We start from the raw sequence: 25,800 nt of genomic DNA, 5'->3' as shown, positions 1-25,800 counted from the left end.
CCTACCGCCCCGCCCCACCGCCTTCGCGATCTTGCACTTTCCGCCCGCCCGAAAGCCACAATTAGCGCGCCCTTGGGTCCAAAACTCCATGATCGACGGAGCGGTGGAGCGGTGGGGCAGGGCCGGGTCAGCGGAGGAGGCGGAACAGGAGGAGGTAGAGGCAGAAGAAGGACGGGGAGACCAGCGCGCAGATCACGAAACCCAGCGGCACGTACCGTCCGGCCGGGGGCGCGTCGCCCTCCACCGCCGGGCGGCCCCAGCGGGCGAGCACCACCTGACCGGCCACGAAGGACATCAACGGCACGCCCGCGCAGCTCAGCGCCGCCACCAGGTCCAGCCCGCTCACCGGCAGCGACGAACCCACTATCGCGATCAGCATCAGCAGCGAACCGGCGAGCGCGCAGCCCGCGTACACCACCACCGCCCGCGCCGGCGCGGACCAGGTGGGCAGCAGCACCGGCGTGCGGGCCAGCGCGTCGGCCTGCTGCCCGAACACGTCGGCCTCCTCGGCGAGCCGCCCCGCCGCCGCCAGCTCCCCCGCCGGGTCGCCGGCCCGCGGCGCCGGAACACCACCCGATGGGTACGCCCCGACCTCCGGCCGCCCCGGCGCGTCGGCTACGCCGCCGGTCACCCCGTCCCCCGGTCCGGGCGCGGGACCTGGTGCTCCCCCACCGGCCACCATCGCCGGTGCCGGCTCCTCCGCCGGGACCGAGGTCATCGGCACACCGATCGCCTGCCCGAGCCGGTCGAGGTGCTGCCCCTGGGCGGCGAGCCGCTGCCCGACCGAGTCGACGGCGGCCTGGAGGCCGCGGCGGCGCTCCGCCTCGGCGGCGATCTCCCGCTCCCCGCCCCGCTGCCGGGTGGACAACTCCCGCAGCAGCGCCGCGTACTCGTCGAACCCGCTCATGGAACATCACTCCCGGCGGCGAACGGCACGATCAGCGCGGTGCGGTGCTCGTGCCGGTCGACGAGCAGGGCGCGTCCCTCGCGCGGGACGTACGCGAGGTCGTGCACGCCGAGGTGCAGGCCCAGGTCGGCGGCGGGGACGTTCAGCGCGACCAGGCCGGTCACATCGTCGCGGTGCCCACTGCCGCCCAGGTCGTCGGCGAGCCGGCGCAGCCCGCGCCACCAGCCGAGCACGTGCACCCCGCGCGACGGTCCCTGGCGCAGGACGGCGCGCAGGTCGTCGTACCCGGATCGGAACGTCGCCGGGTCGGAGGCGGCGAGCGTCGTGGCGGCGGCGTCCATCCCGAACACCACCAGGTAGGTGCGCCCGGCCGCCGGGGCGTCCCCGGCTGCGGCCTCGGCGAGCTGGGCGCGCAGCGCGCCGGCGTCGAGGCGCCGGACCGGATGCCCGGCGGCGGCCAGTGTCATGGCCAGGTCGTCGGCGGCGTCGGTGGTGCCCGGTGCCAGCGGCGCGAACAGGAACCGGGCGGTGCCGGGGGCGTGCTGGCGGGCCAGGGACAGGGTCGCCGACCGGAGCACGTCCGCGCCGGCCGCGGCGGTGCCGACCACCGCCAGGTGCCGGCCCGGGCTGGCGTCGAGCGCGAACCCGGCCGGGCTGCCGGGGACGTCGACCACGCGGCCGACGAGCGCGTACGGCGGGTCGGCGCCCGGCGTCAGCGCCGCCCAGGCGGGGTCGTCGGTGAGCCGAGGCGTCTCGTGTCCCCGGAAGACGGCAGGCGGGCGTGACCCGGCCGGGCGGGCCGCGTGCAGCTCGTGGCGCAGCGCCGCGAGGTCGGCCGAGGCGGCGTGCGCGTCCGGGAACCGCACCTCGGCGTCCGAGCCGGGCGCGCCCGCGCCGGTGTTCACCACTGCGGTGCCGACGGTGAGCCCGCGTGCGGCGTCGTTGCGCGGATCCAGCACGGCGTCGCCGCCGGGCAGCGCGATCCGCAGCGGGAACTGCCCGAAGATCGCCTCGGCCCGGCCGTAGAGCGCCTCGATGCCGGTGGTGCTCTGGCTCGCCAGCACCAGGTGCAGGCCGTACGAGCGGCCCTTGCGGGCCAGTTCCTCGATCAGGTCGACGGCCTGCCGGGCCAGCGCGTCGTTGCCGGCGAACAGCACGTGGAACTCGTCGACCACTGTGACGATCCGGGGCGGCCGGGCGTTGGGCGGCAGGTCGGCCAGGCGGCTGACGCCGTGCCGCTTCAGCAGGTCGGCGCGGCGGCCCAGTTCGGCGCGCAGCTCGCGCAGCACCGCCACGCCGTACTCGCGGTCGGACTCGATGCCCACCGCGTCGGCGTGCGGCAGCCAGGACGGGTCACGGTCGGTGGGCACGAACTCGGTGAAGCTGACGCCCTCCTTGAAGTCGAGCAGCATCAGCCGCAGCTCGGCCGGGGAGTAGCGGGCGGCCAGCCCGTACAGCACGTCGAGCAGCAGCACCGTCTTGCCGGCGCCGGTCCGCCCGCCGATCAGCCAGTGCGGGGTGGCGTCGTCGAACGCCACGCTCAGCGGACGGCGGCCGGCCCGGCCGAGCACGGTACGCAGCCCGGAGGCGGCGGACCCGGCCCAGCGCTGCGCGGGCAGCAGGTCGGTGAACGTGACGCCGTCCTGATCGGCGGCCTCGGCGTACCGGCGGGCCAGCGCGGTGACAGTGGCGTGCGACGGGTCGCCGTCGAGCACCACCGGAGCGGCCAGCCCGCTGCCGTCGGTGCTGAACGGACGCCCCGGCGGATCACCGACGAGCGTGTACCGCTCGGTGACGCGCAGCTGGGTGGTGGCGCCCAGCGGCGGAGCCGCGCTCGGCCCGGCCGGTGGGTGGCCGGCCAGCAGCACGCAGACGGCCGCGGCCGGGCCGGCGTGGGTGAGCGCGGCCAGCCGGGCCAGTTCCCGGGGCGGTGGCGCGGACGCGGCGACCACCACCAGCAGCTCGCGGTCCTCCGGCGCGGACCGCTGGGCGGTACGGGCGTGCCGCTCGGCCAGGTCGAGCAGGGCCGTCGTCTCCGCCTCGGTGGTCGCCGCCGCGGCGAGCACCCCGGCGTCCTGGAGCGGGCGCAACGGCAGGAACGCCGCGCCGAAGGCGGCCTGGTCGATGCCGGCCACCCGGATCGCGCCGGCCGGAGCGGCGGTCAGCAGCCGCACCACCACCGCCCGCAGCAGCTCGCCGACGCGCGGGTCACGGGCGTCCGCGTCGACGGCCAGGTGCGCGCCCGCGCCCACCGGCACGAGCACCGGGAACGCGCCGTCGACAGTGGTCGCGGCGCCGAGGCGTACCGGAACGGGGTGGGTCGCGACGCGGGCGGTGCCGGGCACCGCGGCGGCCAGCTCACCGCCGAGGCGGGCCAGCCGCGCCACCAGCTCCGGGCTGCCCACCGGCGCCGGGCCCGCGGCGCCCAGCAGCCGCCGGGCCGCCTCCCAGTGCCGCACCGCCTGCCGATGCCGATCGACCGCCTGCCGGTACGCCGCCGCGAGTCTGCCCACCGTCCGCCCTCCGACGTTTGCGATCGAAGGGAACCCTAACGGACGCGCGCCGCACCGGCACGGGGCGCTCCGCACCGGGGATTCGTCCACTGTTCACCCGGCTACGGACGGGCGCGCCGCACGCCGTTCCCCCGGCCCGGTTTGCCTTCCCCCAGGCAATCGTGCGCACAGGAAGGCGACGACGTGACCACCTCACCTCTCTCCCGGCGGTCCCTGCTGCGCGGCGGCGTGGCCGGCGGACTCGGCATCATGGTGGCCGGCAGCCTGGAGGCGATCGCCGGACCGGCAGCGGCCCGGCCCGCGTGCCGCCCCGCCGTCGGCTACGGCGACCTGGTGCCGGACCCGGCCGGCCTGCTGGCGCTGCCGCCGGGCTTCTCGTACACGGTCGTCGCGCAGGCGGGCGCGACGCTGCTGGAGTCCGGGCAGCCCACCCCGAGCGACGCGGACGGCACCGGCTGCTTCCGCGGCCCGCACGGCTCGGTGCTGGTGAACAACCACGAGATCGGCGGCGACGAGCCGTACCCGGTGCCGGCACTGCCCGGCCTCACCTACGACCCGGGCGCCCGCGGCGGCACCACCACCATCGAGGTGGACCGGCACGGGCGGCGGCTGCGCGAGTACGTGAGCGTGGCCGGCACGCACAACAACTGCGCCGGTGGCATCACCCCGTGGGGCACGTGGCTGACCTGCGAGGAGACCGAGCAGCGGGCCGGTGGGCGGTTCCTGAAGGACCACGGGTACGTCTTCGAGGTCGACCCGCACGACCGGTCCGCCAACACCGACCCGGTGCCGCTGACGTTCCTCGGGCGGTACTCCCACGAGGCGGTGGCCGTCGACCCGTACACCCATTCGATCTACCTGACCGAGGACGCGAGCGGGCCCAACGGCCTGTACTTCCGGTGGACGCCGCCGCCCGGCTTCCGGGCCGGCAAGGGCGCGCTGCGGGCGCTGGCCCAGCGACCCGACGGCGGCACCGCCGGCAGCCTCGCGGCGATGCGCTGCCTGCGCGGCGACGACCACGTGGCCGACCTGTCCGAGGCCACCACGCCCGGCACCCGCTACCGGGTGGAGTGGGTCGAGGTGCCGGACCGCGACGCCCGGACCGTGTCGGTACGCAAGCAGTTCACCGACGCCGAGGTGACCCGCAGCCGCAAGCTGGAGGGCGCCTGGTGGGGCGACGGCGGCGCGTACTTCGTGGCCAGCTACGCCCGACACGACGACGGCAGCGCCAACGAGCACGACGGGCAGGTGTGGTTCTACGACCCGCGCCGCCAGACCGTGACGCTGAAGACCATCTTCGGGGTGAACACCGACCCGGAGGCCGACACCGGCAACTACGACGGGCCGGACAACATCACCGTGTCGCCGTACGGCGGGGTGATCCTGGCCGAGGACGGCGAGGGCGTGTCGCACCTGGTCGGCGTCACCGAGCAGGGCAAGGCGTACCCGCTGGCCCGCAACGAACTCAACGACAGCGAGTTCACCGGGCCGACGTTCAGCGCGGACGGAAAGACGTTGTTCGCCAACATCCAGTCACCGGGGTACGTGTTCGCGATCACCGGACCGTGGGGGCGGCCTGGTAACGGGCACCGCTGAGCGGGTGGCCGGCGGTTCCCGGGCGGGAGCCGCCGGCCGATCCGCCTCTCCTCGGCGATCTTGCACCTGCGGCCCCGAAGAATGGGTGCATGAGCCGCATTTCGCCGCCCGAAAGTGCAAGATCGGCGCACTGGACCGCGCCGACGGTTGTCCGCGCGACGCTCTCGGCGATCGCGGAGTACGGCGGGGTCGGCTGAACCCGGCCGCACCCGCCCCTTCCTCCCGCACAGAGCAGCCCTTGATGCGTCACGTCAACAAACGGCCGGACGTATCAATTCATGCCCGCCGGCGGGCGCAGGCCGTCCAGCGCGATGGCCAGGACGCGGTCCCGCTGGGCCGGGTCCGGGAACTGGTACGCGGCGAGGCCGCTGATCAGCCGGATCACGTCGTCGAAGCCGGCGTCCGGCCGAGCTTCCCCGGCGGCCTGGGCGCGGCGCAGCAGCGGCTCGCCGGTCGCGTAGATCTCGGTGCGGCAGCTGCGGAACACCTCGGAGTCGTGCACCAGCTCCTCGGCCAGCGCCCGCTTGGTGGCCACGTAGGCGACGAACCGGTGCAGCCAGCCGACCAGGGCGTCCCACGGGGGCTCGTCGGCCAGGTCGGCGGCGGAGGCGCTGAGCGCGCGCACCTCCTCGACGTAGACCGCCTCGAAGAGGTCCCGCCGCTGCGGGAAGTTGCGGTAGAGCGTGCCGATGCCCACGCCCGCCCGGCGGGCGATCTCCTCCAGCGACGCGCCCGCGCCGTGCTCGCCGAAGACCTCGCGAGCGGCGGCGATCAGCGCGTCGTAGTTGCGGCGGGCGTCGGCCCGCTTGGGGCGGCGCGCGAAGACCTCGCCGGACACGTCGGCGTCAGCCATGAGGCGCGTCACCCCTCCCGCCTTGCAACCGGAGGCACCCCTCCGCTAGGTTAATGGAGGCAAGCCTCCGGTTACTGACCGGAGCCACCCCTCCGGATAGCTTACTCCGGACTTCCGGCCGCCCTCCGGCCACGCGATCCTCGCGCCACGACACGGACCCGGGAGGTCCCACCATGCCCGCCGACCGCTGAGCGCCCGCACGACCCGGCCGCCACCGCCGCACGACTGCGCGAGCGGCCACCAGTCTCGTACCGACAACGGGGAGTTCTCCCACATGATCCACTCATCAGGGCGCGGCTCGCGCCGACTCACCTTCCTCGTGCTGGCCGCCGGCACCGGATTCTTCGCGATGCTCCAGTCGCTGATCACGCCGGTGCTGCCCACCATCCAGCACGACCTGCACACCTCGCCCAACACGGTGACCTGGGTGCTCACCGCGTACCTGCTCTCCGCGTCCGTCTTCACGCCGATCGTCGGCCGCATCGGCGACATGGTCGGCAAGGAGAAGACGCTCGTCTTCTCGCTCGCCGCGCTCGCGCTGGGCTGCCTGCTGGCAGCCGTCGCCCCCAGCATCGGCGTGCTGATCGCCGCCCGCGTGGTGCAGGGCATCGGCGGCGCCGTCTTCCCGCTCTCGTTCGGCATCATCCGCGACGAGTTCCCGGCCGCCCGGGTCAGCTCGGCGGTGGCCTCGATCTCCGCGGTCGTGGCAGTCGGCGGCGGGCTGGGCGTGGTGCTGGCCGGGCCGATCGTGGCCACCCTGGGCTACCGGTGGCTGTTCTGGATCCCGCTGGTGGTGGTCGGGCTGACCGCGCTCGCCGCGCACCGGTTCGTGCCGCGCTCGCCGGTACGCACCCCGGGCCGGATCAACTGGCTCAGCGCCGTACTCCTGTCCGGCTGGCTGGTGGCGCTGCTGCTGCCGGTCAGCAAGGGCGCCGCGTGGGGTTGGGGCTCCGGCCGGGTGGTCGGGCTGCTGGCGCTGGCCGCGGCGCTCGCGGCCGCCTGGCTGGCGACCGAGGCCCGGGCCGCGAACCCGCTGATCGACCTGCGGATGATGCGCCTGCCCGCGGTCTGGACCACGAACCTCGTCGGGCTGCTCTACGGCGCCTCGATGTTCGCCGTCTACGCGTTCCTGCCGCAGTTCGCGCAGATCCCGACCAGCGCCGGCTACGGCTTCGGCGCCAGCGTCACCCAGGCCGGACTGCTGATGCTGCCGATGCTCGTCGGCATGTTCGTGGCCGGCCTGCTGGCCGGACGGCTGCAGTCCCGGTTCAGCGCCAAGGCGCAGCTGAGCACCGGCGCGGTGTTCAACGTGGCGGCCGCCGCCATGCTGACCGTCGCGCACGACACCCGCTGGCAGGTCGGGATCGCCGGCGGTCTGGTGGGCGTCGGCATCGGGCTGGCGTTCGCCTCGATGGCCAACCTGATCGTGGCGAACGTGCCGGCCGGGCAGACCGGCGCGGCAACCGGCATGAACGCCAACATCCGTACCATCGGCGGCGCGATCGGCGCGGCGCTCGCCAGTGCCGTGATCACCGCGAATCCGCAGCCGAGCGGGCTGCCCCGGGAGGCCGGTTTCACGGCGGGCTTCCTGCTGCTCACCGGCATCTCGGTGGCCGCGGCGCTGGCCGCGCTCGCCGTACCCTCCGGTCGCCGCCGGTGGCCCCGGCGGCGGATCGGGCCGGCGGTGCCGGACCTGGCGCCGGTGCCGGCCGCGGAGCTGGTCCCGGCCCGCTGACCTCAAGGGGTACGAGCAGACGAGAGCCCCGCCCGGCGCGTGCCGGGCGGGGCTCCGCGGTGCCGGCCGCCTTCGCGGCTACGGTCCGAGCGGCGCGAGAAATGATCCTTGCCTGCCTGGCTGCCCAGCACGGCGACCTCGAACCCCAACCATGATCACGAATGGCGGCTGCGCACTAGCGTGGTGCGACGCGGCAGCCGGGGTCGGGGCCGGTGTCGGCCACGCCGCAGTGGAACACCTCGACCGGGGCGGCGTCCACGTCGGGCACCTTCGCCACGGTGAGCAGCGCCAGCCGCTTCGCCACCGGTTCGCCTGAGTCCGGGGCGTACCGGATGAGGCCGCTGACCCCCGGGTAGCCGCCGGCGGCGTTCTGCCGCAGCACCTCGGCGTGCACCCCGACCGGGTTGACCGAGCGGGGTTCCCAGCGGCGGCCGGTGTCGGCGTGGCGCAGCCGGGCGGCGAGGCTCTCCAGCGCGCGTACCGTCATCATGGTGGCGTCGTAGGCCAGGCTGACCCGCTCGCCGACCGGCGGGCCGGTCCCGGCGCGGCATCGGGGCGGGTCGAGCAGGCCGTCCGCGCCGATCCAGGTGAGGAAACTGCCCCGGGCGTCGTCGCGCCCGGCCTGCGCGGCCCGCAGCGACGCGCAGGTGGCCAGCGCGGCCTTCGACACGTACGTGACCGGCAGGTTGCCCGGCGCGCTGGCGCGCAGCCCCGGGTTGGCCATGTAGCGGTTCACCGAGTCGTCGGCGACCAGGTGCCGGGGCGGATTCGCGCCGCACTCCTTGAGCGCGCGCATGAACCCGTCGAACTCCGACCAGCGGCCGGCGAAGAAGAGCATCCCCGGGTAGCCGCACTCCTGGGTGAGCCGCCGCCCGCTGCGCCACTCGTCGAGCCGGGTGATCCGGTCGCCGAAGCGTTCCCGCAGGCCGTCGACGAGGGTGGCGACGTACAGGTCGTCGGTGAGCGAGCTGCCCTCGCCGGTGGTCCAGTAGACGTGCGCCTCCCCCGCCCGCAGCACCTGCCGGGCGTACGCCTCGACCATCCGGGCCTGGTCCCGGTTCGGCGCCGACATGGCCAGGTAGAGGCTGGAGTTGGCGTCCATCCGGTCGGCCGACAGCGTGGGGGCGAGCACCGGCAGGCCGACCCGGTTGAGTTCGCGCAGCGCCGCCGCCGTGCTGGTGCGGCTGTCCACCAGCCCGACCACGCCGAGCACTGTGGGGTCGTCGCGGGCCAGCCCCTCCAGCATCCGCACCGCGTCGTCGGCGTGCCGCATCTGCCGCCCGGCGTTCGCCACCACGATGTGCAGCAGCGCCGCGTCGTCCGCTGCCGCCGACTCCTGGAGCAGGGCGTACTGGGCGGTGGCCATGCCCTCCAGCTCCTCCCGCTCGGAGACGTAGGACTCCTCGTCCGCGCGGGTCCGGTTGCCGGTGAGGCTGCCCAGGTAGACAAGCGTCAGGTAGGGGCGGCGGTGCTCGCTGCGCCGCCACACCTCCTCGGCGGCCCGGTTCTGGGCGAAGATGCGCCGCTGCACGGCGCGCAGCCGGTCCTGCCCGGGTTCGCTGTTGAAGACCTGCCCGGCGGTGTCGCTGTAGCCGACGCACTCGCCGCCGACGAGCCGGACGGTGACCCGGTCGGTGGGCCAGGGGCGGCAGTCAGGCGCCCACCGCCCGTGCGCCCACACGCCCAGCCCGGCGACGAGCGCCAGGGCCACCGCGGCGGGCAGGAACCGCCGCGCCCACCAGGGCGGGTCGGGTGCGACAAGGGCCGGCGGGACGCCTCCCACCGGGGCGTCGACGTCCCGGTCGTCCGCCTCCAGCAGCATCAGCCAGGCGCCGGAGCGACGCAGCCGGCGGTTCTCCGGCAGCGCCTCGGCCCACTCCTCGTACGCCTCCTCGGCCTCGGTCAGCGGCCGGGAAGCGGCCGGTTCCGGCGGCGGGTCGGCGGCGACCGCGACGACGAGCAGCGGGTCGTTGCGGCCGGTCTCGTTGCGGACCTCGTCGACGAGCCGGACCAGCGTGTGCCCGACGTTGTCCGGCCGCGCGCCGTCGAGCACCAGCAACGGATAGGCGGTGCGGCGCCAGTCCCCGGGCCGCCAGAACCGCCGCCGGTACGCCAGGCGCAGGTCCTCCAGGAACGCGTGCAGCAGCAGCTTCTCCACCTGGGCCGGGTGTTCGCCGTCGCGCCAGCCGGCGGTGAGCCGCTCGGCGAAGCCGAGGAACGTCACCGACTGCCGGGGCGCCAGGTACTGCTGGCGCATGAACCAGCGGTACTGCCGTCCGACGAGCGGCACCCGGCCGGAGACGGCGATCCGGAACACGACGCCGGGCACGGCCCGCCACAGCAGCCAGAGCAGCAGGTGCAGCGCGGCGCCGAGGCCGGAGTCGCCGCCGACCTGGGGGTCGTCACCGGTCCGCCGTCCCCGCCAGTCCCGCAGCCGGCGGACCAGCGCGGCCCGGCCGCTGTCGGCGGCGTCCAGGTCCACGGCGAGCGTCTGGTGCATCAGCCAGTCGGCCAGCGGGTAGTGCCGGAACCGCAGCCGGGGCGCGCCGAACGCCTCCACTGAGAGTTGCCGGTGCAGTTCGCGCAGCACGGCTGCGACGTCGTCGCCGGCCGAGCGGCCGGTCAGGTCCAGCACTACGTGCGGCACCCGGCCCGGCGCGCCGCGAAACGCCGTAGCAGGGCCGCGACCGCGCCGTCCCCGGTGGGCCGGACCAGCCAGAGCAGCGGGAGCCGGCGGTCGCCGCGGCGTGGACGCCGCAGCAGCCGGGCCAGCAGGGTGAGCAGTTCCGGGCCACCGGCCGGGAGTTGCTCGCGGACCGGCCGCGGCCGGGTCGCCGGTTCACGCATGGTCACCTCCGGGTCGCATGCGGTGTCGCACCATTGTCGACGTTCGATGCAACCCGGCACGGCGGGGCCCCGCTCGACGGACGGGTGTCGAGCGGGGCCCTCCTCGCGTGCGGATCAGCCGATGGCGGCGGTCAGCGCGGCCAGGTAGCCGTAGCGGTAGCCGTTGGCGTTCGGGTGGTACGCCTCGATGACGCCGCTGACGTCGCGGATCCACGGCTCGGCGGCGCACACGCCGTGCCCGGCGAAGAACGGCCGCGCGTCGACGAAGGTGCCCCCGGCGGCGGCGGCCCGGCCGGAGATGACGCCGTTGAGCGTGTCGGCGGCCTGGTTGAGGATGGTGCGCTTGTAGCTGCTCATGGCGAGCAGTCCACAGGAGCCGGTCTCGAACAGCCGCGGGTAGCCGAGCACCACCAGCCGGGCGTTCGGGGCCCGGTTGCGGATCGCGGTGTACGTGGCGTCGAGCCGGGCGGGCAGCGTGGCGGTGGCGAACGCCTTCGACTCGTTCACCGCGCTCTCGCAGCTGGACGTGCTGCCGAAGCGGCAACTGGTCATCACGTCGGCGAAGCCGGCGTCGTTGCCGCCGATGGTGATGGTGACCAGCGTGGTGCTGCTGCTGAGCTGGCCGACCTGGTTGGCCAGCACGTCGGCGGTGACCGCGCCGCCGCAGGCCGGGAACTTGAAGCTGGTGACCGAATGGGCGGCCGCCCAGAGCGGGGCGTACGACTTCTGGCTGCGCAGGCAGGTCGACAGGTCGTACGGGCCGGCGCCGACCCCGGAGGAGTAGGAGTCGCCGAGGGCGACGTAGTTGACGGTGGCCGCCCGGGCGGCGCCGGGCAGGAGCACGGCGCCGAGTACGGCCGCCAGGAGGGCGGCGAACACGGTACGGACGCGACGGGGCATGGCAGAGCCTCCACGGGGCAGGGGTGGTGGAGCCCGTTGACCGCGCGCGTGGCCGAGGGATCGGTGCTGTTACTGGTCGGTAATGCTATCGAAACATTCGTCGAAATTGAATAGCCCCGATCGGCCGGACAGGACAGATACGTTCACATGTGTCGATTAGTTTGACGGTGACGACACCCGACGGAGGGAGTCCCACCGTGCGACGCGCACTCACGGCGGCCATCGCCGCCCTGACCCTCACCGCAGCCGGCACCACAGTGACCGGTGCCCCCGGCCAGGCTGCCCCCACCGGCTGGGGCCGGCCGCAACCCGCGGCGGCCACCCCGACGCCGGGCAGTCCCGGGCTGGGCGACAGCTACTTCCCCGACTACGGCAACGGCGGCTACGACGTCGGCCACTACGACATACGGCTGCGCTACGAGCCGGCCACCGACCGGCTCAGCGGCACCACCACGATCCTCGCCACCGCCACGAAGGACCTGTCCCGGTTCAACCTGGACTTCGCCCTCGACGTCGAGTCGGTGCGGGTGAACGGGTGGGTCGCCGGGTTCGCCCGGGCCGGCGACCACGAGCTGGTGATCACTCCGGCCCGGCCGCTGACGAAGGGCCAGCAGCTCACCGTCGTGGTGAGGTACGCCGGCGTGCCGTCGCAGACCACCGTCTACGGCTACACGGCGTGGACGCGTACCGCCGACGGGGCGCTCGCCGTCAACGAGCCCGAGTCGGCCTGGTGGTGGTACCCGAGCAACGACCACCCGAAGGACAAGGCCACCTGGGACGTCTCGGTGTCGGTGCCGACCGGCGTCGAGGCGATCAGCAACGGCGTGCAGCCGCGCGACCCGCTGCCCGAGGCCGGCAACCGCACCCGGTGGAGCTGGCGCAGCGTCAAGCCCGGCGCCACATACCAGGCGTTCCTGGCCATCGGGCAGTACGACATCGTCACCGGCACCGCGCCGAACGGGCAGCCGGTGGTCAACGCGTACAGCACCACGCTGGGCGAGCGCCTGCCCGCCGCCCGGGCCAGCATCGAACGCACCGCCGAGATCGTCGACTGGGAGAGCGGGCTGTTCGGCCCGTACCCGTTCGAGGCGCAGGGCGGCGTGGCCGGGCCGGTCGACGGCATCGGGTTCGCGCTGGAGACGCAGACCCGCCCGGTCTACGGCCCCGGCTTCTGGCGGCGCGGCGCCAACACGTACGTGGTGGTGCACGAGAACGCCCACCAGTGGTTCGGCGACTCGGTGTCGGTGGCGGACTGGCGGCACATCTGGCTCAACGAGGGCTTCGCCTCGTACGCCGAGTGGCTCTGGTCGGAGGAGGAGGGCGAGGGCACCGCGCAGGAGCTGTTCGACTTCACCTACGACAGCTACCCGGCCGACTCCGAGTTCTGGCAGGTGCGCCCCGGCGACCCGGGGCCGAGCGGGATCTTCGACGCCGCCGTCTACGACCGCGGCGCGATGGCGCTGCACCAGATCCGGCTCGCCGTGGGCGACGCCGCGTTCTTCCGCATCCTGCGCACCTGGACCGCCAAGCGGCAGTACGGCAACGGCACCGTCGCGCAGTTCCAGGCGCTCGCCGAGCGGATCTCCGGACGGGATCTCGACGCGGTGTTCACCACCTGGCTGTTCACGCCCGGCCGGCCCGACGTGGCGACCGCCGCGCGGACGACAGCCGCACCGGCGCAGCCGGCCTCGTGGGCGAAGATCCGGGCCGCGCACGACCTGCTCGGCCGCTGACATCCGCCGCCGCGCTGCGCGTCGTCCGCGGACAGCGCGCCGCGCGGCGGCGGATGTTAAGAAGGGCCCCCTCCTCTACCTGAGGCGTTAAGAGGGGGCCCTTCCTTTCACCTGGCGGCGAGCGGCTGGCGGGCCGGGTCGACAGGGGCGGGCAGCTCGCCCACCCCACCCAGGTACGCGTGGATCGCCGCCGCCGCGGCGCGTCCCTCGGCGATCGCCCAGACGATCAGCGAGGCCCCCCGGTGCATGTCACCGGCGACGAAAACGCCGTCGGCGGCCTGCCAGTCAGGGCCGGAGTCGATCGCGCCCCGGCGATTGCGGGTCACCCCGAACTGGGCCAGCAGCGGCTGTTCCTCGGTGCCCTCGAAACCGATGGCGAGCAGCACCAGGTCGGCCGGGATCTCCCGCTCGGAGCCGGGCAGCGGGGTGACGATGCGGCGACCGTCCACCTTCTCCACGGTCACCTCGGCGATCCGGACCGCGCGCACCCGGCCGGTGCCGTCGTCCACGAACTCCTGCACCGCGACGGCGAAGACCCGCTCGCCGCCCTCCTCGTGCGCCGGGTAGTTGCGCAGCACCCACGGCCAGGTCGGCCACGGGTCGCGCTCCGCGTCCCGCTCCGACGGCGGCTCCGGGTAGAGGTCGAGCTGGTGGACGCCGGCCGCGCCCTGCCGGTGCGCCACACCGAGGCAGTCCGCGGCGGTGTCGCCACCACCGATGATCACCACGTGCTTGCCGGCGGCGTCGATCGGCGTACCGTCGGGCAACGTGGCGAGCGCGGGCCGCCCGTCCCCGGCGGCGGCCACCACCCGGTTAGCGGCGACCAGGTGCGCCATCGCCTGGTGCACGCCGCGCAGCTCCCGGCCGGGCGTCTCCGGGGTGTCCCGGCCCTGCAACGCGCCGCAGGCCAGCAGCACCGCGTCGTGCTCGGCGCGCAACTGCTCGGCGGTCACGTCGACGCCGACCTCGACACCGGTCCGGAACCGCACACCCTCGGCGGTGAGCTGGGCCAGCCGCTTGTCGATGTGCTGCTTCTCCAGCTTGAAGTCGGGGATGCCGTAGCGGAGCAGGCCGCCGATCGCGTCGTCGCGCTCGTACACGGTGACCGTGTGACCGGCGCGGGCGAGCTGCTGCGCGGCGGCCAGCCCGGCCGGGCCGGAGCCGACCACCGCCACCGACCGGCCGGTCGGGGCGGACGCGGGCCGGGGCCGCAGGCCGTCGCGGGCCACCGCCGCGTCGGCGATCTCCACCTCGACCTGCTTGATGGTGACCGGCTGCTGGCCGCCGAGGCCGAGCACGCAGGCCGCCTCGCACGGCGCCGGGCAGAGCCGGCCGGTGAACTCGGGGAAGTTGTTCGTGGCGTGCAGCGACTCCACCGCGGCGTCCCAGTTGCCGGTGCGGACCAGGTCGTTCCAGTCCGGGATGCGGTTGCCCAACGGGCAGCCGTCGTGGCAGAACGGGATGCCGCAGTCCATGCACCGGGTGGCCTGCTCGCGGATCAGCTCCTCACCGGCCGGCGGGTAGACCTCGCGCCAGTCGGAGATGCGCACCGGCACCGGACGGCGGGCCGGCAGCCGCCGGTCGTAGCGCAGGAAACCGTTCGGGTCAGGCACGAGCCACCTCCTGGGCGACCGCCCGGGGCGCGGGCGGTACCGGCGCGGCCGACGGCACGCTGAGCGCGCTCATCACCGCGTCGTCGACGTCTCGGCCGGCGGCTTCGGCGGCCCGCATGATCTCCATGACCCGGCGGTAGTCGCGGGGCACCACCGCGGTGAACTCCTCCACCGCCTGCGGCCAGCGCTTGAGCAGGTCCTCGGCGACGGCCGAGTCCGTCTCGGCGAAGTGCCGCTGGACCAGCTCGTGCAGCCGGTCGCGTTCCTCGTCGCGCAGCGGCGACAGGTCGACCAGCTCGGCGTTCACCAGCCGCTGGTCGAGCCGGTGCACGAACGCGGTGCCACCGGACATGCCGGCGGCGAAGTTGCGCCCGGTCGGCCCGAGCACCACGACGGTGCCGCCGGTCATGTACTCGCAGCCGTGGTCGCCGAGGCCCTCGACCACCGCGACCGCGCCGGAGTTGCGCACCGCGAACCGCTCCCCCACCCGGCCGCGCAGGAACACCTCGCCGCCGGTGGCGCCGTACAGGATGGTGTTGCCGGCGATGATCTGGTCCTCGGCGCGGCGGCCCGGCGTGGCGTCCACGCCGACGAACGGCGCGTCGGCGTCCGGCCGGACCACGATCCGGCCGCCGGACAGTCCCTTGCCGACGTAGTCGTTGGCGTCGCCGTACAGGCGCAGCGTGACCCCGCGCGGCAGGAACGCGCCGAACGACTGGCCGGCGGTGCCGCGCAGCCGGAACTCGATCGTGTCGTCGGGCAGCCCGTCGCCGCCGAAGCGGCGGGTCACCTCGCCGCCGAGCATGGCGCCGACGCTGCGGTGCTCGTTGCGGACCTCGACCTCGACCCGCACCGGGGTACTGTCGCGCAGCGCCGGCCCGGCCAGCTCGATGAGCCGGTTGTCCAGCGCCGCGTCGAGGCCGTGGTCCTGGGCGCGTACGCCCCGGCGGGCCGCGCCCTCGGGCAGCTCCGGCAGGTGCAGCACACGGCTCAGGTCGAGCCCGTGGCCCTTCCAGTGGTCGATCGCGCCGGCCACGTCGAGCAGCTCGGTGTGGCCGATCGCCTCGTCGATGCTGCGGAAGCCCAGCTCGGCCAGGTAGCCGCGGACCTCCTCGGCGAGGAACAGGAAGAAGTTCTCCACGAACTCCGGCTTGCCGGTGAAGCGCTCACGCAGCACCGGGTTCTGGGTGGCGATGCCGACCGGACAGGTGTCCAGGTGGCACACCCGCATCATCACGCAGCCCTCGACGATCAGCGGCGCGGTGGCGAAGCCGAACTCCTCGGCGCCGAGCAGCGCCGCGATGAGCACGTCCCGGCCGGTCTTGAGCTGGCCGTCGACCTGCACCGTCACCCGGTCGCGCAGCTTGTTGAGCAGCAGCGTCTGCTGCGCCTCGGCCAGGCCCAGCTCCCACGGGGTGCCGGCGTGCTTGAGCGAGTTGAGCGGGGACGCGCCGGTGCCGCCGTCGTGCCCGGAGATCAGGATGACGTCGGCCTTGAGCTTGGCCACGCCCGCCGCGACGGTGCCCACGCCCACCTCGCTGACCAGCTTGACGTGCACCCGGGCGGCCGGGTTGACGCACTTCAGGTCGTGGACGAGCTGGGCCAGGTCCTCGATGGAGTAGATGTCGTGGTGCGGCGGCGGGGAGATCAGGCCGACGCCGGGGGTGGCGTGCCGGGTCCGGGCGATCCACGGCCAGACCTTGTTGCCTGGTAGCTGCCCGCCCTCGCCGGGCTTGGCGCCCTGCGCCATCTTGATCTGGAGGTCGTCGGCGTTGACGAGGTATTCGCTTGTCACGCCGAACCGGCCGCTGGCGATCTGCTTGACCGCGGAGCGCCGCGCCGGGTCGTGCAGCCGCTCGACGTCCTCGCCGCCCTCGCCGGTGTTGGACTTGCCGCCGAGCCGGTTCATCGCGATGGCGAGCGTCTCGTGCGCCTCCGCCGAGATCGACCCGTACGACATGGCGCCGGTGGCGAAGCGCTTGACGATCTCGGAGGCCGGCTCGACCTCGTCCAGCGGCACCGCCGGGCGTACGCCGGTGCGCAGCGTGAACAGCCCACGCAGCGAGCCCGCCTGCGCGGCCAGCTCGTCGACCTTGGCGGTGTACTGCCGGAACACGTCGTACTGGCGGCTGCGGGTGGCGTGCTGGAGCAGGAAGACCGTCTCCGGGTTGAACAGGTGCAGTTCGCCCTCGCGGCGCCACTGGTACTCGCCGCCGACCTCCAGCCGGTCGGTGGCCTGCGCGCCCGGTGCCGGCCAGGCCCGCGCGTGCCGGGCCGCCACCTCGGCGTGGATCTCGTTCAGGCCGATGCCGCCGATGGTGCTCGGGGTGCCCCGGAAGTACCTGTGGACCAGGCGGGTGTCCAGGCCGACCGCCTCGAAGACCTGCGCGCCGCAGTACGACGACACGGTCGAGATGCCCATCTTGGACATGATCTTCAGGACGCCCTTGCCGAGCGCCTTGACGTAGTTGCGGACGGCCTTGACCCGGTCCACGCCGGCCAGCACGCCGGTGGAGATCATGTCCTCCACCGACTCGAAGGCCAGGTACGGGTTGACCGCCGCCGCGCCGTACCCGATCAGCACCGCCGCGTGGTGCACCTCGCGGCAGTCGCCGGACTCGACGATCAGCGCCACCTGGGTACGGGTCTGCTCGCGGACCAGGTGCTGGTGCACCGCGGCGGTGAGCAGCAGCGACGGGATCGGCGCCAGGTCGGCGTTGGAGTCCCGGTCGGAGAGCACCAGGATGCGGACGCCGTCCTCGATCGCCTCGGACACGTGCCGGCAGATCTCGGTCAGCCGCGCCTTGATGCCGGCGCCGCCGTCGCGCAGGCGGTAGAGCCCGGAGACCCGGACCGCCTTGAAGCCGGGCAGGTCGCCGTCCTCGTCGATGGACAGGATCTTGGCCAGCTCATCGTTGTCGATCACCGGGTACGGCAGCACGATCTGCCGGCAGCTCGCCGGGCCCGGGTCGAGCAGGTTGCCCTCCGGCCCGATGGTGGACGCCAGGCTGGTCACCAGCTCCTCCCGGATGGCGTCCAGCGGCGGGTTGGTGACCTGCGCGAAGAGCTGATGGAAGTAGTCGTAGAGCAGACGCGGCCGGGTGGACAGCGGGGCGATCGGCGTGTCCGTGCCCATCGAGCCGATCGGCTCGGCGCCGCTGCGGGCCATCGGGCCGAGCAGGATCTTCAGCTCCTCCTCGGTGTAGCCGAACGTCTGCTGGCGGCGGCGTACCGAGTCGTGGGTGTAGACGGTGTGCTCGCGCGGCGGCAGGTCGTCCAGCTCGATCAGGCCGGCGTGCAGCCACTCCTGGTACGGCTGCTCGGCGGCCAGCTCGGTCTTGATCTCGTCGTCGGAGACGATCCGGCCGTTGACGGTGTCGACAAGGAACATCTTGCCCGGCTGGAGGCGGCCCTTGGCGACCACGGTGGCCGGGTCGAGGTCGAGCACGCCCGCCTCGCTACCGAGCACCACCAGGCCGTCGGCGGTGTGCCACCAGCGGCCCGGCCGCAGGCCGTTGCGGTCCAGCACCGCGCCGACGATCTCGCCGTCGGTGAACGCGACCGACGCCGGGCCGTCCCACGGCTCCATCAGGCTGGCGTGGAAGCGGTAGAACGCGCGCTTGTCGGCGCGCATGTCCGGGTCGTTCTCCCACGCCTCGGGGATCATCATGAGCACCGCGTGCGGGAGGCTCCGCCCGGCCAGGTGCAGCAGTTCGAGCACCTCGTCGAAGTTGGCCGAGTCGGACGCCGCGGGTGTGCACACCGGGAAGACCCGGCGGATGTTGCCCGGAATGCTCGGGCTCCGGAGCAAGGCCTCGCGGGCCTGCATCCAGTTCCGGTTGCCGCGGATCGTGTTGATCTCGCCGTTGTGCGCGATGAAGCGGTACGGGTGCGCCAGCGGCCAGGACGGGAACGTGTTCGTGGAGAAGCGCGAGTGCACCAGCGCGATGGCGCTGACCACCCGCTCGTCGGTCAGCTCCGGGTAGAACGCCGGGAGCTGGTCCGGGGTGAGCATGCCCTTCCACACCATGGTGCGGCCGGACAGCGACGGGAAGTACGCCGGCACGCCCCGCTCGGCGGTCTCCCGCTCGACCTGCTTGCGCAGGCAGAACGCCACCCGGTCCAGGTCGAGCCCGGTCAGCGGGGAGCCGGCCGGGCCGTCCGGCGAGCCGGTCAGCCGGTGCGCGGCCACGAACAGCTGCCGGACCCGGGGCATCGCCGCGAGCGCGGTCGCGCCCAGGCCGGACGGGTCGGTCGGCACCTCGCGCCAGCCGAGCACGTCGGCGCCCTCGACCAGCGCGTACTTGTCGACCACCTGGCGGGCGCGGGCCTCGGCCGCGTCGTCGTCGGGCAGGAACACCAGGCCGGTGGCGTACTGGCCGGCCGGGGGCAGCGGGAAGTCGACGGTGCCGCGCAGGAACGCGTCCGGCACCTGGATCATGATGCCGGCGCCGTCCCCGGTGTTGTGCTCCGCGCCCCGGGCGCCCCGGTGGTCCAGCCGGCACAGCGCCCCGAGGCCGTTCGCGACGACCTGGTGCGAGCGCCGCCCGTGCAGGTCGGCCACGAAGGCCACACCGCAGGCGTCGTGCTCGTACGCGGGGTCGTAGAGCCCGGTCGCCTGTGGGGCCGACTGCGGGCTGTGAGGGTACGGAAAGGCCACCGGGCCTCCTGTCGTCACTCAGGATGGATCATGATGGGGACGACGTCGGCCCTCTGCGGTTTATTGAGTCTACGTTAGGGCTTCCGGCGCAAGGCCAGTTCAGATTGATCACACTTCCAGATGCTGGGACGTGTAGTCTCGCGCGGTGGATCTCGCACGCGCTGACGTACTCGACCGGTTGGAGCGGTTCTACGACGCGGTGCCCCGCGACGGGGCCCGGACCGAGGATTACGGCACCCTGGTGCTGTTCGTCCGCGACGGGGACGGCTGGCCGTTCTACGCCCGGCCCCGGATCGACGCCACCGAGCATCCCACGCTCGCCGACGTGACAGCGGTCCGCGCCCGGCAGCGGGAGCTGGGCCTGCCGGAGGCGTTCGAGTGGGTGCACGAGCACCAGCCCGACCTGCTGGCGGTGGCCCGCTCGGCCGGGCTCAGCGTGCTGGAGGCGCCGCTGATGCTGCTGGAGCCGGAGCGGCTGCCCGAGCCGGGGACGTTCAGCGACGTACCGGTGCGGGTGCTGGACCCCGGCGACGCCGGCTTCGCGGGGGACATCGCGCTGCGACGGGCCGTCGCGGCGGTCGGCTTCGCCAACGGCGGCACCGCGCGCGGCGACGCCGGACCGGCCGAACGGGACGCCGCCCTCGCCCAGCTGGACGTGGCGGCGCTGGAGGAGGAGGCGACCCGGGTCGCCGACGGCCGGCGCATCTCGGTGCTCGCCGAGACGCTCGACGAGGGCGCGCTCGCCAGCGGGATGGCGATGCGGGTCGACGACGTGGCGGAGATCGCCGGGGTGGCCACGCTGCCGTCCGCCCGGCAGCGCGGACTGGGCGCGGCGGTGACCGCCACGCTCGCGCGGGAACTGCGCGCCGCCGGCACCGACCTGATCTTCCTGAGCGCCGGCAGCGAGGACATCGCCCGCGTCTACCTGCGGGTCGGATTCCGCCGGATCGGCACCGCCTGCATCGCCGAGCCCGCCGCCGTCATCTGACTACCTACCCGGCTGTCGGGCCGGGCCGATCGCCCGGGGATCGCGCCGACTGAGGGCCGGGCCGCCGGGGAGCCGGGCCGCCCGAGGGACGTCCGCACGCGGACAGGCCGCGCGCGGACGGTCAGGACGGCGGCTGCCAGGCGGCGGCCGCCGCGGCGGCGGTGTTGCGCAGGCGCGGGCTGATCGTGCCCAGAGCCGCGTCCCGCGCGCGCAGCGCCAGCCGGCCCCGGGCCTGCAGGACCGCCGACATCCGCCGGGTCTGCCGGACCATCGTGGCCGCGCGGGGGCGGCGCAACCTGTCGTACGCGGTCACCGCGTCAGGCAGCCGCGACTCCCGTAGCAGCCCGGCCAGCGTCGCGGCGTCCTCGAACGCCAGGCAGGCGCCCTGGCCGAGGTGCGGCGGCATGGCGTGCGCGGCGTCGCCCAGCAGCACCACGCCGCCCGGACCGGCCGGAAAGCCGTACGCCTTCGGTAGCGGGCGCAGCTCGCGGATCTCCTGCTGGACGACGTCCTCCGGGTCGGTCGCCTCCAGCAGCGTGCCGATCGGGGCGGGCCAGCCCGCGAACCAGCGCTTCAGCAGCGCGAGCTGGATCTCCGGCGGCTCGGGGCGGGGCGCGCCCGCGGCGGTGGCGACCCAGTAGACGCCGCCCCGGCGGGACGCGCCCGCGGTGCCCCGCTCGCCGAGCGAGGCGGCCAGGAAGCGGTATCCGGCGCCGAGCGTCTCGCCGTGCACCGGCTGGTCGTCGGGCAACTGCGGGGCCCGGTACCAGGGGATGACCGCCCGCCAGGCCGCGCACCCGGAGCTGACCACGGCGGTCTCCGGGGCGAGGTGCCGCCGGATCTCGCTGTCGGTGCCGTCGGCGGCCACCACCAGGTCCGCCTCGTAGGTGTGCCGGCCGTCGCCCACCGCCGGACGCTCGCCCGACGCCGCGCGTACGGTCCGCACTGTCACCCCGGTACGCAGCTCGACCCGGTCACCCAGGCCGGCGATCAGCGCGTCGTGCAGGTCCTCCCGGTGCACCACCACCGGCATCCGCTCGGCCGGCGTGGACCGGGCCTGCACCAGCCAGTGCCCGTCCGGGCGGCGCACGCCACCGTCGGGCAGCGGGGTGGCGATCGCGTCGAGCCCGTCGCCCAGACCGAGGGCGCGCAGCGCGCGTACCCCGTTGGGCCAGAGCACCACGGCGGTCGCCTCCGGGCGGACCCGGTCGGCGCGTTCCAGCAGCGTGACCTGCCAGCCCGACCGGGCCAGCACACCGGCCGCCGCCATTCCGCCGAGGCCGGCGCCGACCACCACCGCGCTGCGCATGACTCCCCCGCTCAGCTGTCCCGGTCCGCCGGGCGCCCGCCGCTGTCGGCCCGGCCGGCGTTCGTGCGCTCCGCGTCGGCCCGCTCCGGGTCCGTGTCGTCGCCGTCCGCGTCCGCGCGGCCGGTGGCGTCCGCACCCTCAGTGGCGGCGGAGCCGGTGCTCGCGCGTCCGGCCTCGTCCGCGTCGTCCGTGGCGGCGTCGGCCCCGGTGGTGACCTCCGGCCGTTCGTCGTCGACCGGGGGCAGCACACCGGTCTGCCGGTACGCGTCGAACTGTTCCTCGGTCACCACCCGGTAGCCCTCGGGCGCGGCCGGCCGTTCGGCGGCCTCCCGGGCGGAGAGGTCCACCTGGGACACGTCCCCGGCCGGGCCGGTCGCGGGGGCCGGCTCGCCCACCGGCACCAGGTATTCGCGGGGACCGCGGACCCGGATGAAGTAGGCGAGCGCGCCGAGGAAGACCAGCGCGGCGGTCCAGACGTTGAGGCGTACGCCGAGGATCAGGTTCGCCTCGTCGGTGCGCATCAGCTCGATCCAGAACCGGCCCGCCGTGTAGCCCATCACGTAGAGCGCGAACGCCCGGCCGCGGCCGAGCCGCAGACGACGGTCGAGGAACAGCACCAACGCGGCGACGCCGACGTTCCAGAGCGCCTCGTAGAGGAACGTCGGGTGGTAGAGCCCGGGCTGGAGCACCGGGTTGCCGGCGTCGTCACGCAACGCGTGACCCGGGTTGTCCGGGTCCATCACGTGCACTTCCAGGCCCCACGGCAGCGTGGTCCGCCCGCCGTACAGCTCGTTGTTGAACCAGTTGCCCAGGCGGCCGACAGCCTGCGCCAAAGGCAGCCCCGGCGCCAGCGCGTCGGCGATGACGGTGAACGGGATGCCGAGCTGCCGCGCGGCGAGCCACGCGCCGACCGCGCCGCCGGCCACCGCACCCCAGATGCCGAGACCGCCCTCCCAGATGTAGAGCGCCTTGATCGGCTCACCGCCGGCGCCGAAGTATTTCTCCGGCGAGGTGATCACGTGGTAGATCCGCGCGCCGATGATGCCCGCGGGCACGGCCCAGACGGCGATGTCGAGCACCGCGCCCGGCGCCACACCGCGGCGGCGCAGCCGGTACTCGGTGACCACGCAGGCCACCACGATGCCGAGGATGATGCAGAGCGCGTACGCCCGGATCGGAACCGGACCGAGCTGCCAGACGGCGGTGCTGGGGCTGGGCATGGCCGCCAGTGGGGTCATCGGGGCGAGGGTCACGGGTGCACACGGTACCGGTGCGGACTGTGTGTGCGGCACCCCGGGCCGCCCGCCGCGCGGGTCGGATGACTTCTGTTTTGCACGGTCGTAGGCTGTTTGTCCATGAGCCCGCTCACCTGGGCGGTCGCCGCTGTCGTCACCGACGGGTCCGGCCGGCTGCTGCTCTGCCGCCGGTCCGAGGGGGCCCGCCGCTGGGCGTTGCCGGGCGGGCGGCTGCGTCACGACGAGAGCCCGGCGGACGCCGTCGTCCGGGCGGTCCGTGCGGAGACCGGCTGGGCGGTGACGCCGGTCGACCTGGTCGGCCTCTACCGGGTGATCGGCCCGCAGGCGCCTCCGCCGCCGGCCGGGCGCTGCGGCGGGCGGCCGGACGTGCTGGTGCACGTGTTCCGCGCCGCGCCGGTTGATGCCGGGCCCGCGGGCGATCCGGTGGCCGGGTGCCTGCCGCGGTGGTGGCCGCCGCAGGAACTGCCCGACGTGCTGACCCCCGCCACGCGCGCGGCGATCGCGGACGCGCTCGCCGGCCGCGCCGGCGTGCTGCGGCACACGACCGCCGCCGACGCGCTCACGCCACCCGGCGACGGACAGCCCGGCGACGGGCCGCCCGCCCCGCCCGGCCAGCGCGCTTCCGAGCAGGCCGACAGCAGTAGCCGCTGACCACCCTCCCGCTCACGCGGAACGCCTTCAAGATCTTGGTAGGTTTCGGCCCCTGTGAGGGCCGTTTCGTACCAGGATCTCGGGCGGCCGGGTCGCGCTCGCGCATGATCGACACCAGTTCGGCGAAGTGGCGGGGTCCTGGCGTCTATGACCACGCCATCTCGGCGTAATGGAGTCGATCAAGGGCATGGCGAGCCGGCGGTCAGCGAGCGGGGTTGCGGACGCCCTCGGCGAGTTCGGCGCTGAGCTTGCGCAGCGCGGTCAGGCCTGCAGCCTGGTCCGGAGCGTCCAGCACGCAGCGGACCAGCGCGCTGCCCACGATCACCGCGTCGGCGTACCCGGCCACTGTGGCGGCCTGCGCGCCGGTGCCGACGCCCAGCCCGACGCCGACCGGGATGTCGGTGACCTCGCGCAGCCGGGAGACCAGGATCGGCGCCGCCTCGGAGGTCTGCGCGCGGGCGCCGGTGACGCCCATGATCGCGGTGGCGTAGACGAAGCCGCGGCAGTGCTCGACTGTCATCCGCAGCCGCGCGTCGGTCGAGGACGGCGAGACCAGGAACGTGCGGTCCAGGCCGTGCGCGTCGGAGGCGGCCAGCCACTCGGCGGCCTCGTCCGGGATCAGGTCCGGCGTGATCAGGCCGGTGCCACCGGCGGCGGCCATGTCGCGGGCGAACGCGTCCACGCCGTACTGCTCGATCGGGTTCCAGTAGGTCATGGTGACCACGCTCGCCCCGGTCGCCGCGACCGCCTCGACGACGCGCAGCGCGTCGGCGACGCGGACACCGCCGGCGAGCGCGATGTCGCTCGCCTTCTGGATGACCGGGCCGTCCATCACCGGGTCGGAGTACGGGATCTCCACCTCGATGACGTCCACGCCCGCCTCGACCATGGCCTTCATGGCGGCGATGCTGCCCTCGACGGTCGGGAAGCCCGCCGGCATGCAGCCGACCAGCACCGCCCGCCCGTCCGCCCGCGCCTTGTCGAAGGCGACCCCGATGCGGCTCACGCTGTCACTCCTTGTCGAGGATGCCGAAGTACGCGCCGGCGGTGTGCACGTCCTTGTCGCCCCGCCCGGACAGGTTGACCACGATCACCGGCTCCCGGCCCAGCTCCTCGGCGAGCCGGGGGGCGATCGCGCGGGCGCCGGCGAGCGCGTGCGCGCTCTCGATCGCCGGGATCACGCCCTCGGTGCGGCAGAGCAGCTCGAACGCGGCCATCGCGTCGGCGTCGTCGACCGGCAGGTAGGTGGCCCGGCCGGTGTCGTGCAGCCAGGCGTGCTCCGGCCCGACGCCCGGGTAGTCCAGGCCGGCCGAGATCGAGTGCGACTCGATGGTCTGGCCGTCGGCGTCCTGGAGGACGTACGTGCGGGTGCCGTGCAGCACGCCGGACGAGCCGCCGGTGATGCTGGCGGCGTGCCGGCCGGTGTCGACGCCCTCGCCGCCGGCCTCGAAGCCGTAGAGCCGGACCCCGGCGTCCGGCACGAACGCGTGGAAGATGCCCAGCGCGTTGGAGCCGCCGCCGACGCAGGCCGCCACCGCGTCCGGCAGCGCGCCGGTCAGGTCCAGGCACTGCCGGCGCGCCTCCTCGCCGATGCCGCGCACGAAGTCGCGGACCATCTCCGGGAACGGGTGCGGCCCGGCGGCGGTGCCGATCAGGTAGTGGGTGCTGTCGACGTTGGCGACCCAGTCCCGCATCGCCTCGTTCATCGCGTCCTTGAGCGTGCGCGAGCCGGTGGTCACCGGGACGACGGTGGCGCCGAGCATCCGCATCCGCGCCACGTTCAGCGCCTGCCGCTCGGTGTCCACCTGGCCCATGTAGACGACGCATTCCAGGTCGAACAGCGCGGCGGCGGTGGCGGTGGCGACGCCGTGCTGGCCGGCGCCGGTCTCCGCGATGACCCGCCGCTTGCCCATCCGCTTGGTGAGCAGCGCCTGGCCCAGCACGTTACGGACCTTGTGCGCGCCGGTGTGGTTGAGGTCCTCCCGCTTGAGCAGGACCCGCGCGCCGATCTGCGCGGAGAACCGCCGGGCCTCGTAGAGCATCGAGGGCGTGCCGGCGTAGTCGCGCAGCAGCGCGTCGAACTCGGCGAGGAAGTCCTCGTCGCCCATCGCCTTCCGGTACGCCGCGTCCAGCTCGTCGAGCGCGGCGACGAGCGCCTCGGGGACGAACCGGCCGCCGAACCGGCCGAAGTGACCGGCGGCGTCGGGGACCTGGCCGGTTGCGGGTGCGGCGCTCATCG

17 protein-coding genes are annotated in these 25,800 nt (G+C 74.4%); 5 read left to right on the top strand and 12 right to left on the bottom strand.

All coding sequences use genetic code 11. The annotated features are described in order from the left end of the window. Positions 1-127 precede the first annotated feature (127 nt). Positions 128-907, bottom strand: coding sequence for a hypothetical protein (locus ML5_RS19400; protein WP_013475831.1), 780 nt, complete (start codon positions 905-907; stop codon positions 128-130). Beyond that, positions 904-3,420: an FtsK/SpoIIIE domain-containing protein gene (locus ML5_RS19395; protein WP_013475830.1), complete on the bottom strand. Its 2,517-nt coding sequence runs from the start codon at positions 3,418-3,420 to the stop codon at positions 904-906. Before ML5_RS19395 ends, ML5_RS19400 begins: the two co-directional genes overlap by 4 nt. 183 nt (positions 3,421-3,603) lie before the next feature. Between ML5_RS19395 and ML5_RS19390 the strand changes: the two genes are divergently transcribed. Continuing rightward, positions 3,604-5,016: an alkaline phosphatase PhoX gene (locus ML5_RS19390; protein WP_013475829.1), complete on the top strand. Its 1,413-nt coding sequence runs from the start codon at positions 3,604-3,606 to the stop codon at positions 5,014-5,016. Positions 5,017-5,287: 271 nt separating this feature from the next. Here the strand turns inward: ML5_RS19390 and ML5_RS19385 are convergent, their stop codons facing one another. Then, positions 5,288-5,869 (bottom strand): TetR/AcrR family transcriptional regulator, encoded by a 582-nt coding sequence (locus tag ML5_RS19385; RefSeq protein ID WP_030271987.1) that lies wholly within the window; start codon positions 5,867-5,869, stop codon positions 5,288-5,290. A 274-nt stretch (positions 5,870-6,143) separates the two neighbouring features. Here ML5_RS19385 and ML5_RS19380 point away from each other — a divergent pair, with 274 nt between their 5' ends. After that, a complete protein-coding gene (locus tag ML5_RS19380) occupies positions 6,144-7,604 on the top strand; it encodes an MFS transporter (protein ID WP_013475828.1) in 1,461 nt (486 codons plus the stop codon). A 175-nt stretch (positions 7,605-7,779) separates the two neighbouring features. Here the strand turns inward: ML5_RS19380 and ML5_RS19375 are convergent, their stop codons facing one another. The 3 genes from ML5_RS19375 to ML5_RS19370 all read right to left on the bottom strand — a co-directional run bounded on the left by ML5_RS19375 (position 7,780) and on the right by ML5_RS19370 (position 11,351). Next, on the bottom strand, positions 7,780-10,251 hold the full coding sequence (locus ML5_RS19375; protein ID WP_236619234.1) for a hypothetical protein: 2,472 nt from the start codon (positions 10,249-10,251) through the stop codon (positions 7,780-7,782). Further along, positions 10,239-10,451 (bottom strand): hypothetical protein, encoded by a 213-nt coding sequence (locus tag ML5_RS32850; RefSeq protein WP_013475826.1) that lies wholly within the window; start codon positions 10,449-10,451, stop codon positions 10,239-10,241. Before ML5_RS32850 ends, ML5_RS19375 begins: the two co-directional genes overlap by 13 nt. A 114-nt stretch (positions 10,452-10,565) precedes the next feature. Then, entirely contained in the window at positions 10,566-11,351 is a 786-nt protein-coding gene (locus ML5_RS19370; protein WP_013287543.1) for an SGNH/GDSL hydrolase family protein, read from the bottom strand. Positions 11,352-11,548: 197 nt separating this feature from the next. On the opposite strand from ML5_RS19370, the gene ML5_RS19365 reads away from it, so the two are divergent. Then, positions 11,549-13,084 (top strand): M1 family metallopeptidase, encoded by a 1,536-nt coding sequence (locus ML5_RS19365; protein ID WP_013475825.1) that lies wholly within the window; start codon positions 11,549-11,551, stop codon positions 13,082-13,084. 107 nt (positions 13,085-13,191) lie between these two features. Here ML5_RS19365 and ML5_RS19360 read toward each other — a convergent pair whose 3' ends face one another. Together ML5_RS19360 and gltB are read right to left on the bottom strand one after the other, a co-directional pair. After that, positions 13,192-14,697 (bottom strand): glutamate synthase subunit beta, encoded by a 1,506-nt coding sequence (locus ML5_RS19360; protein ID WP_013475824.1) that lies wholly within the window; start codon positions 14,695-14,697, stop codon positions 13,192-13,194. Further along, complete coding sequence (gene gltB / locus ML5_RS19355) at positions 14,690-19,357, bottom strand: glutamate synthase large subunit (RefSeq protein WP_013475823.1); 4,668 nt, start codon at positions 19,355-19,357, stop codon at positions 14,690-14,692. Before gltB ends, ML5_RS19360 begins: the two co-directional genes overlap by 8 nt. A gap of 145 nt (positions 19,358-19,502) precedes the next feature. On the opposite strand from gltB, the gene ML5_RS19350 reads away from it, so the two are divergent. Further along, entirely contained in the window at positions 19,503-20,345 is an 843-nt protein-coding gene (locus ML5_RS19350; RefSeq protein WP_013475822.1) for a GNAT family N-acetyltransferase, read from the top strand. A 121-nt stretch (positions 20,346-20,466) separates the two neighbouring features. Here the strand turns inward: ML5_RS19350 and ML5_RS19345 are convergent, their stop codons facing one another. Both ML5_RS19345 and lgt read right to left on the bottom strand, forming a co-directional pair. Next, complete coding sequence (locus ML5_RS19345; protein WP_013287548.1) at positions 20,467-21,654, bottom strand: NAD(P)/FAD-dependent oxidoreductase; 1,188 nt, start codon at positions 21,652-21,654, stop codon at positions 20,467-20,469. 11 nt (positions 21,655-21,665) lie between these two features. After that, positions 21,666-22,907: a prolipoprotein diacylglyceryl transferase gene (lgt, locus tag ML5_RS19340; protein WP_041784224.1), complete on the bottom strand. Its 1,242-nt coding sequence runs from the start codon at positions 22,905-22,907 to the stop codon at positions 21,666-21,668. Between the two features lie 102 nt (positions 22,908-23,009). Between lgt and ML5_RS19335 the strand changes: the two genes are divergently transcribed. Next, positions 23,010-23,561, top strand: a complete 552-nt coding sequence (locus tag ML5_RS19335; protein WP_013475820.1) for an NUDIX hydrolase — start codon at positions 23,010-23,012, stop codon at positions 23,559-23,561. Between the two features lie 202 nt (positions 23,562-23,763). Here the strand turns inward: ML5_RS19335 and trpA are convergent, their stop codons facing one another. Continuing rightward, positions 23,764-24,567, bottom strand: a complete 804-nt coding sequence (gene trpA, locus ML5_RS19330; RefSeq protein WP_013287551.1) for a tryptophan synthase subunit alpha — start codon at positions 24,565-24,567, stop codon at positions 23,764-23,766. A 4-nt stretch (positions 24,568-24,571) separates the two neighbouring features. After that, on the bottom strand, positions 24,572-25,798 hold the full coding sequence (gene trpB / locus ML5_RS19325) for a tryptophan synthase subunit beta (RefSeq protein WP_013475819.1): 1,227 nt from the start codon (positions 25,796-25,798) through the stop codon (positions 24,572-24,574). Positions 25,799-25,800: the final 2 nt, after the last annotated feature.

This window comes from Micromonospora sp. L5, from assembly GCF_000177655.2.
Lineage (GTDB): Bacteria > Actinomycetota > Actinomycetes > Mycobacteriales > Micromonosporaceae > Micromonospora > Micromonospora aurantiaca.
This window is presented reverse-complemented; position numbering and strand designations above follow the sequence as displayed.

Coding starts and splice junctions, on each gene's coding strand:
- ML5_RS19400 (WP_013475831.1), bottom strand. CDS start 907: ATGAGCGGGTTCGACGAGTACGCGGCGCTGCTGCGGGAGTTGTCCACC.
- ML5_RS19385 (WP_030271987.1), bottom strand. CDS start 5,869: ATGGCTGACGCCGACGTGTCCGGCGAGGTCTTCGCGCGCCGCCCCAAG.
- ML5_RS19380 (WP_013475828.1), top strand. CDS start 6,144: ATGATCCACTCATCAGGGCGCGGCTCGCGCCGACTCACCTTCCTCGTG.
- ML5_RS32850 (WP_013475826.1), bottom strand. CDS start 10,451: ATGCGTGAACCGGCGACCCGGCCGCGGCCGGTCCGCGAGCAACTCCCG.
- ML5_RS19370 (WP_013287543.1), bottom strand. CDS start 11,351: ATGCCCCGTCGCGTCCGTACCGTGTTCGCCGCCCTCCTGGCGGCCGTA.
- ML5_RS19345 (WP_013287548.1), bottom strand. CDS start 21,654: ATGCGCAGCGCGGTGGTGGTCGGCGCCGGCCTCGGCGGAATGGCGGCG.
- ML5_RS19335 (WP_013475820.1), top strand. CDS start 23,010: ATGAGCCCGCTCACCTGGGCGGTCGCCGCTGTCGTCACCGACGGGTCC.
- trpB (WP_013475819.1), bottom strand. CDS start 25,798: ATGAGCGCCGCACCCGCAACCGGCCAGGTCCCCGACGCCGCCGGTCAC.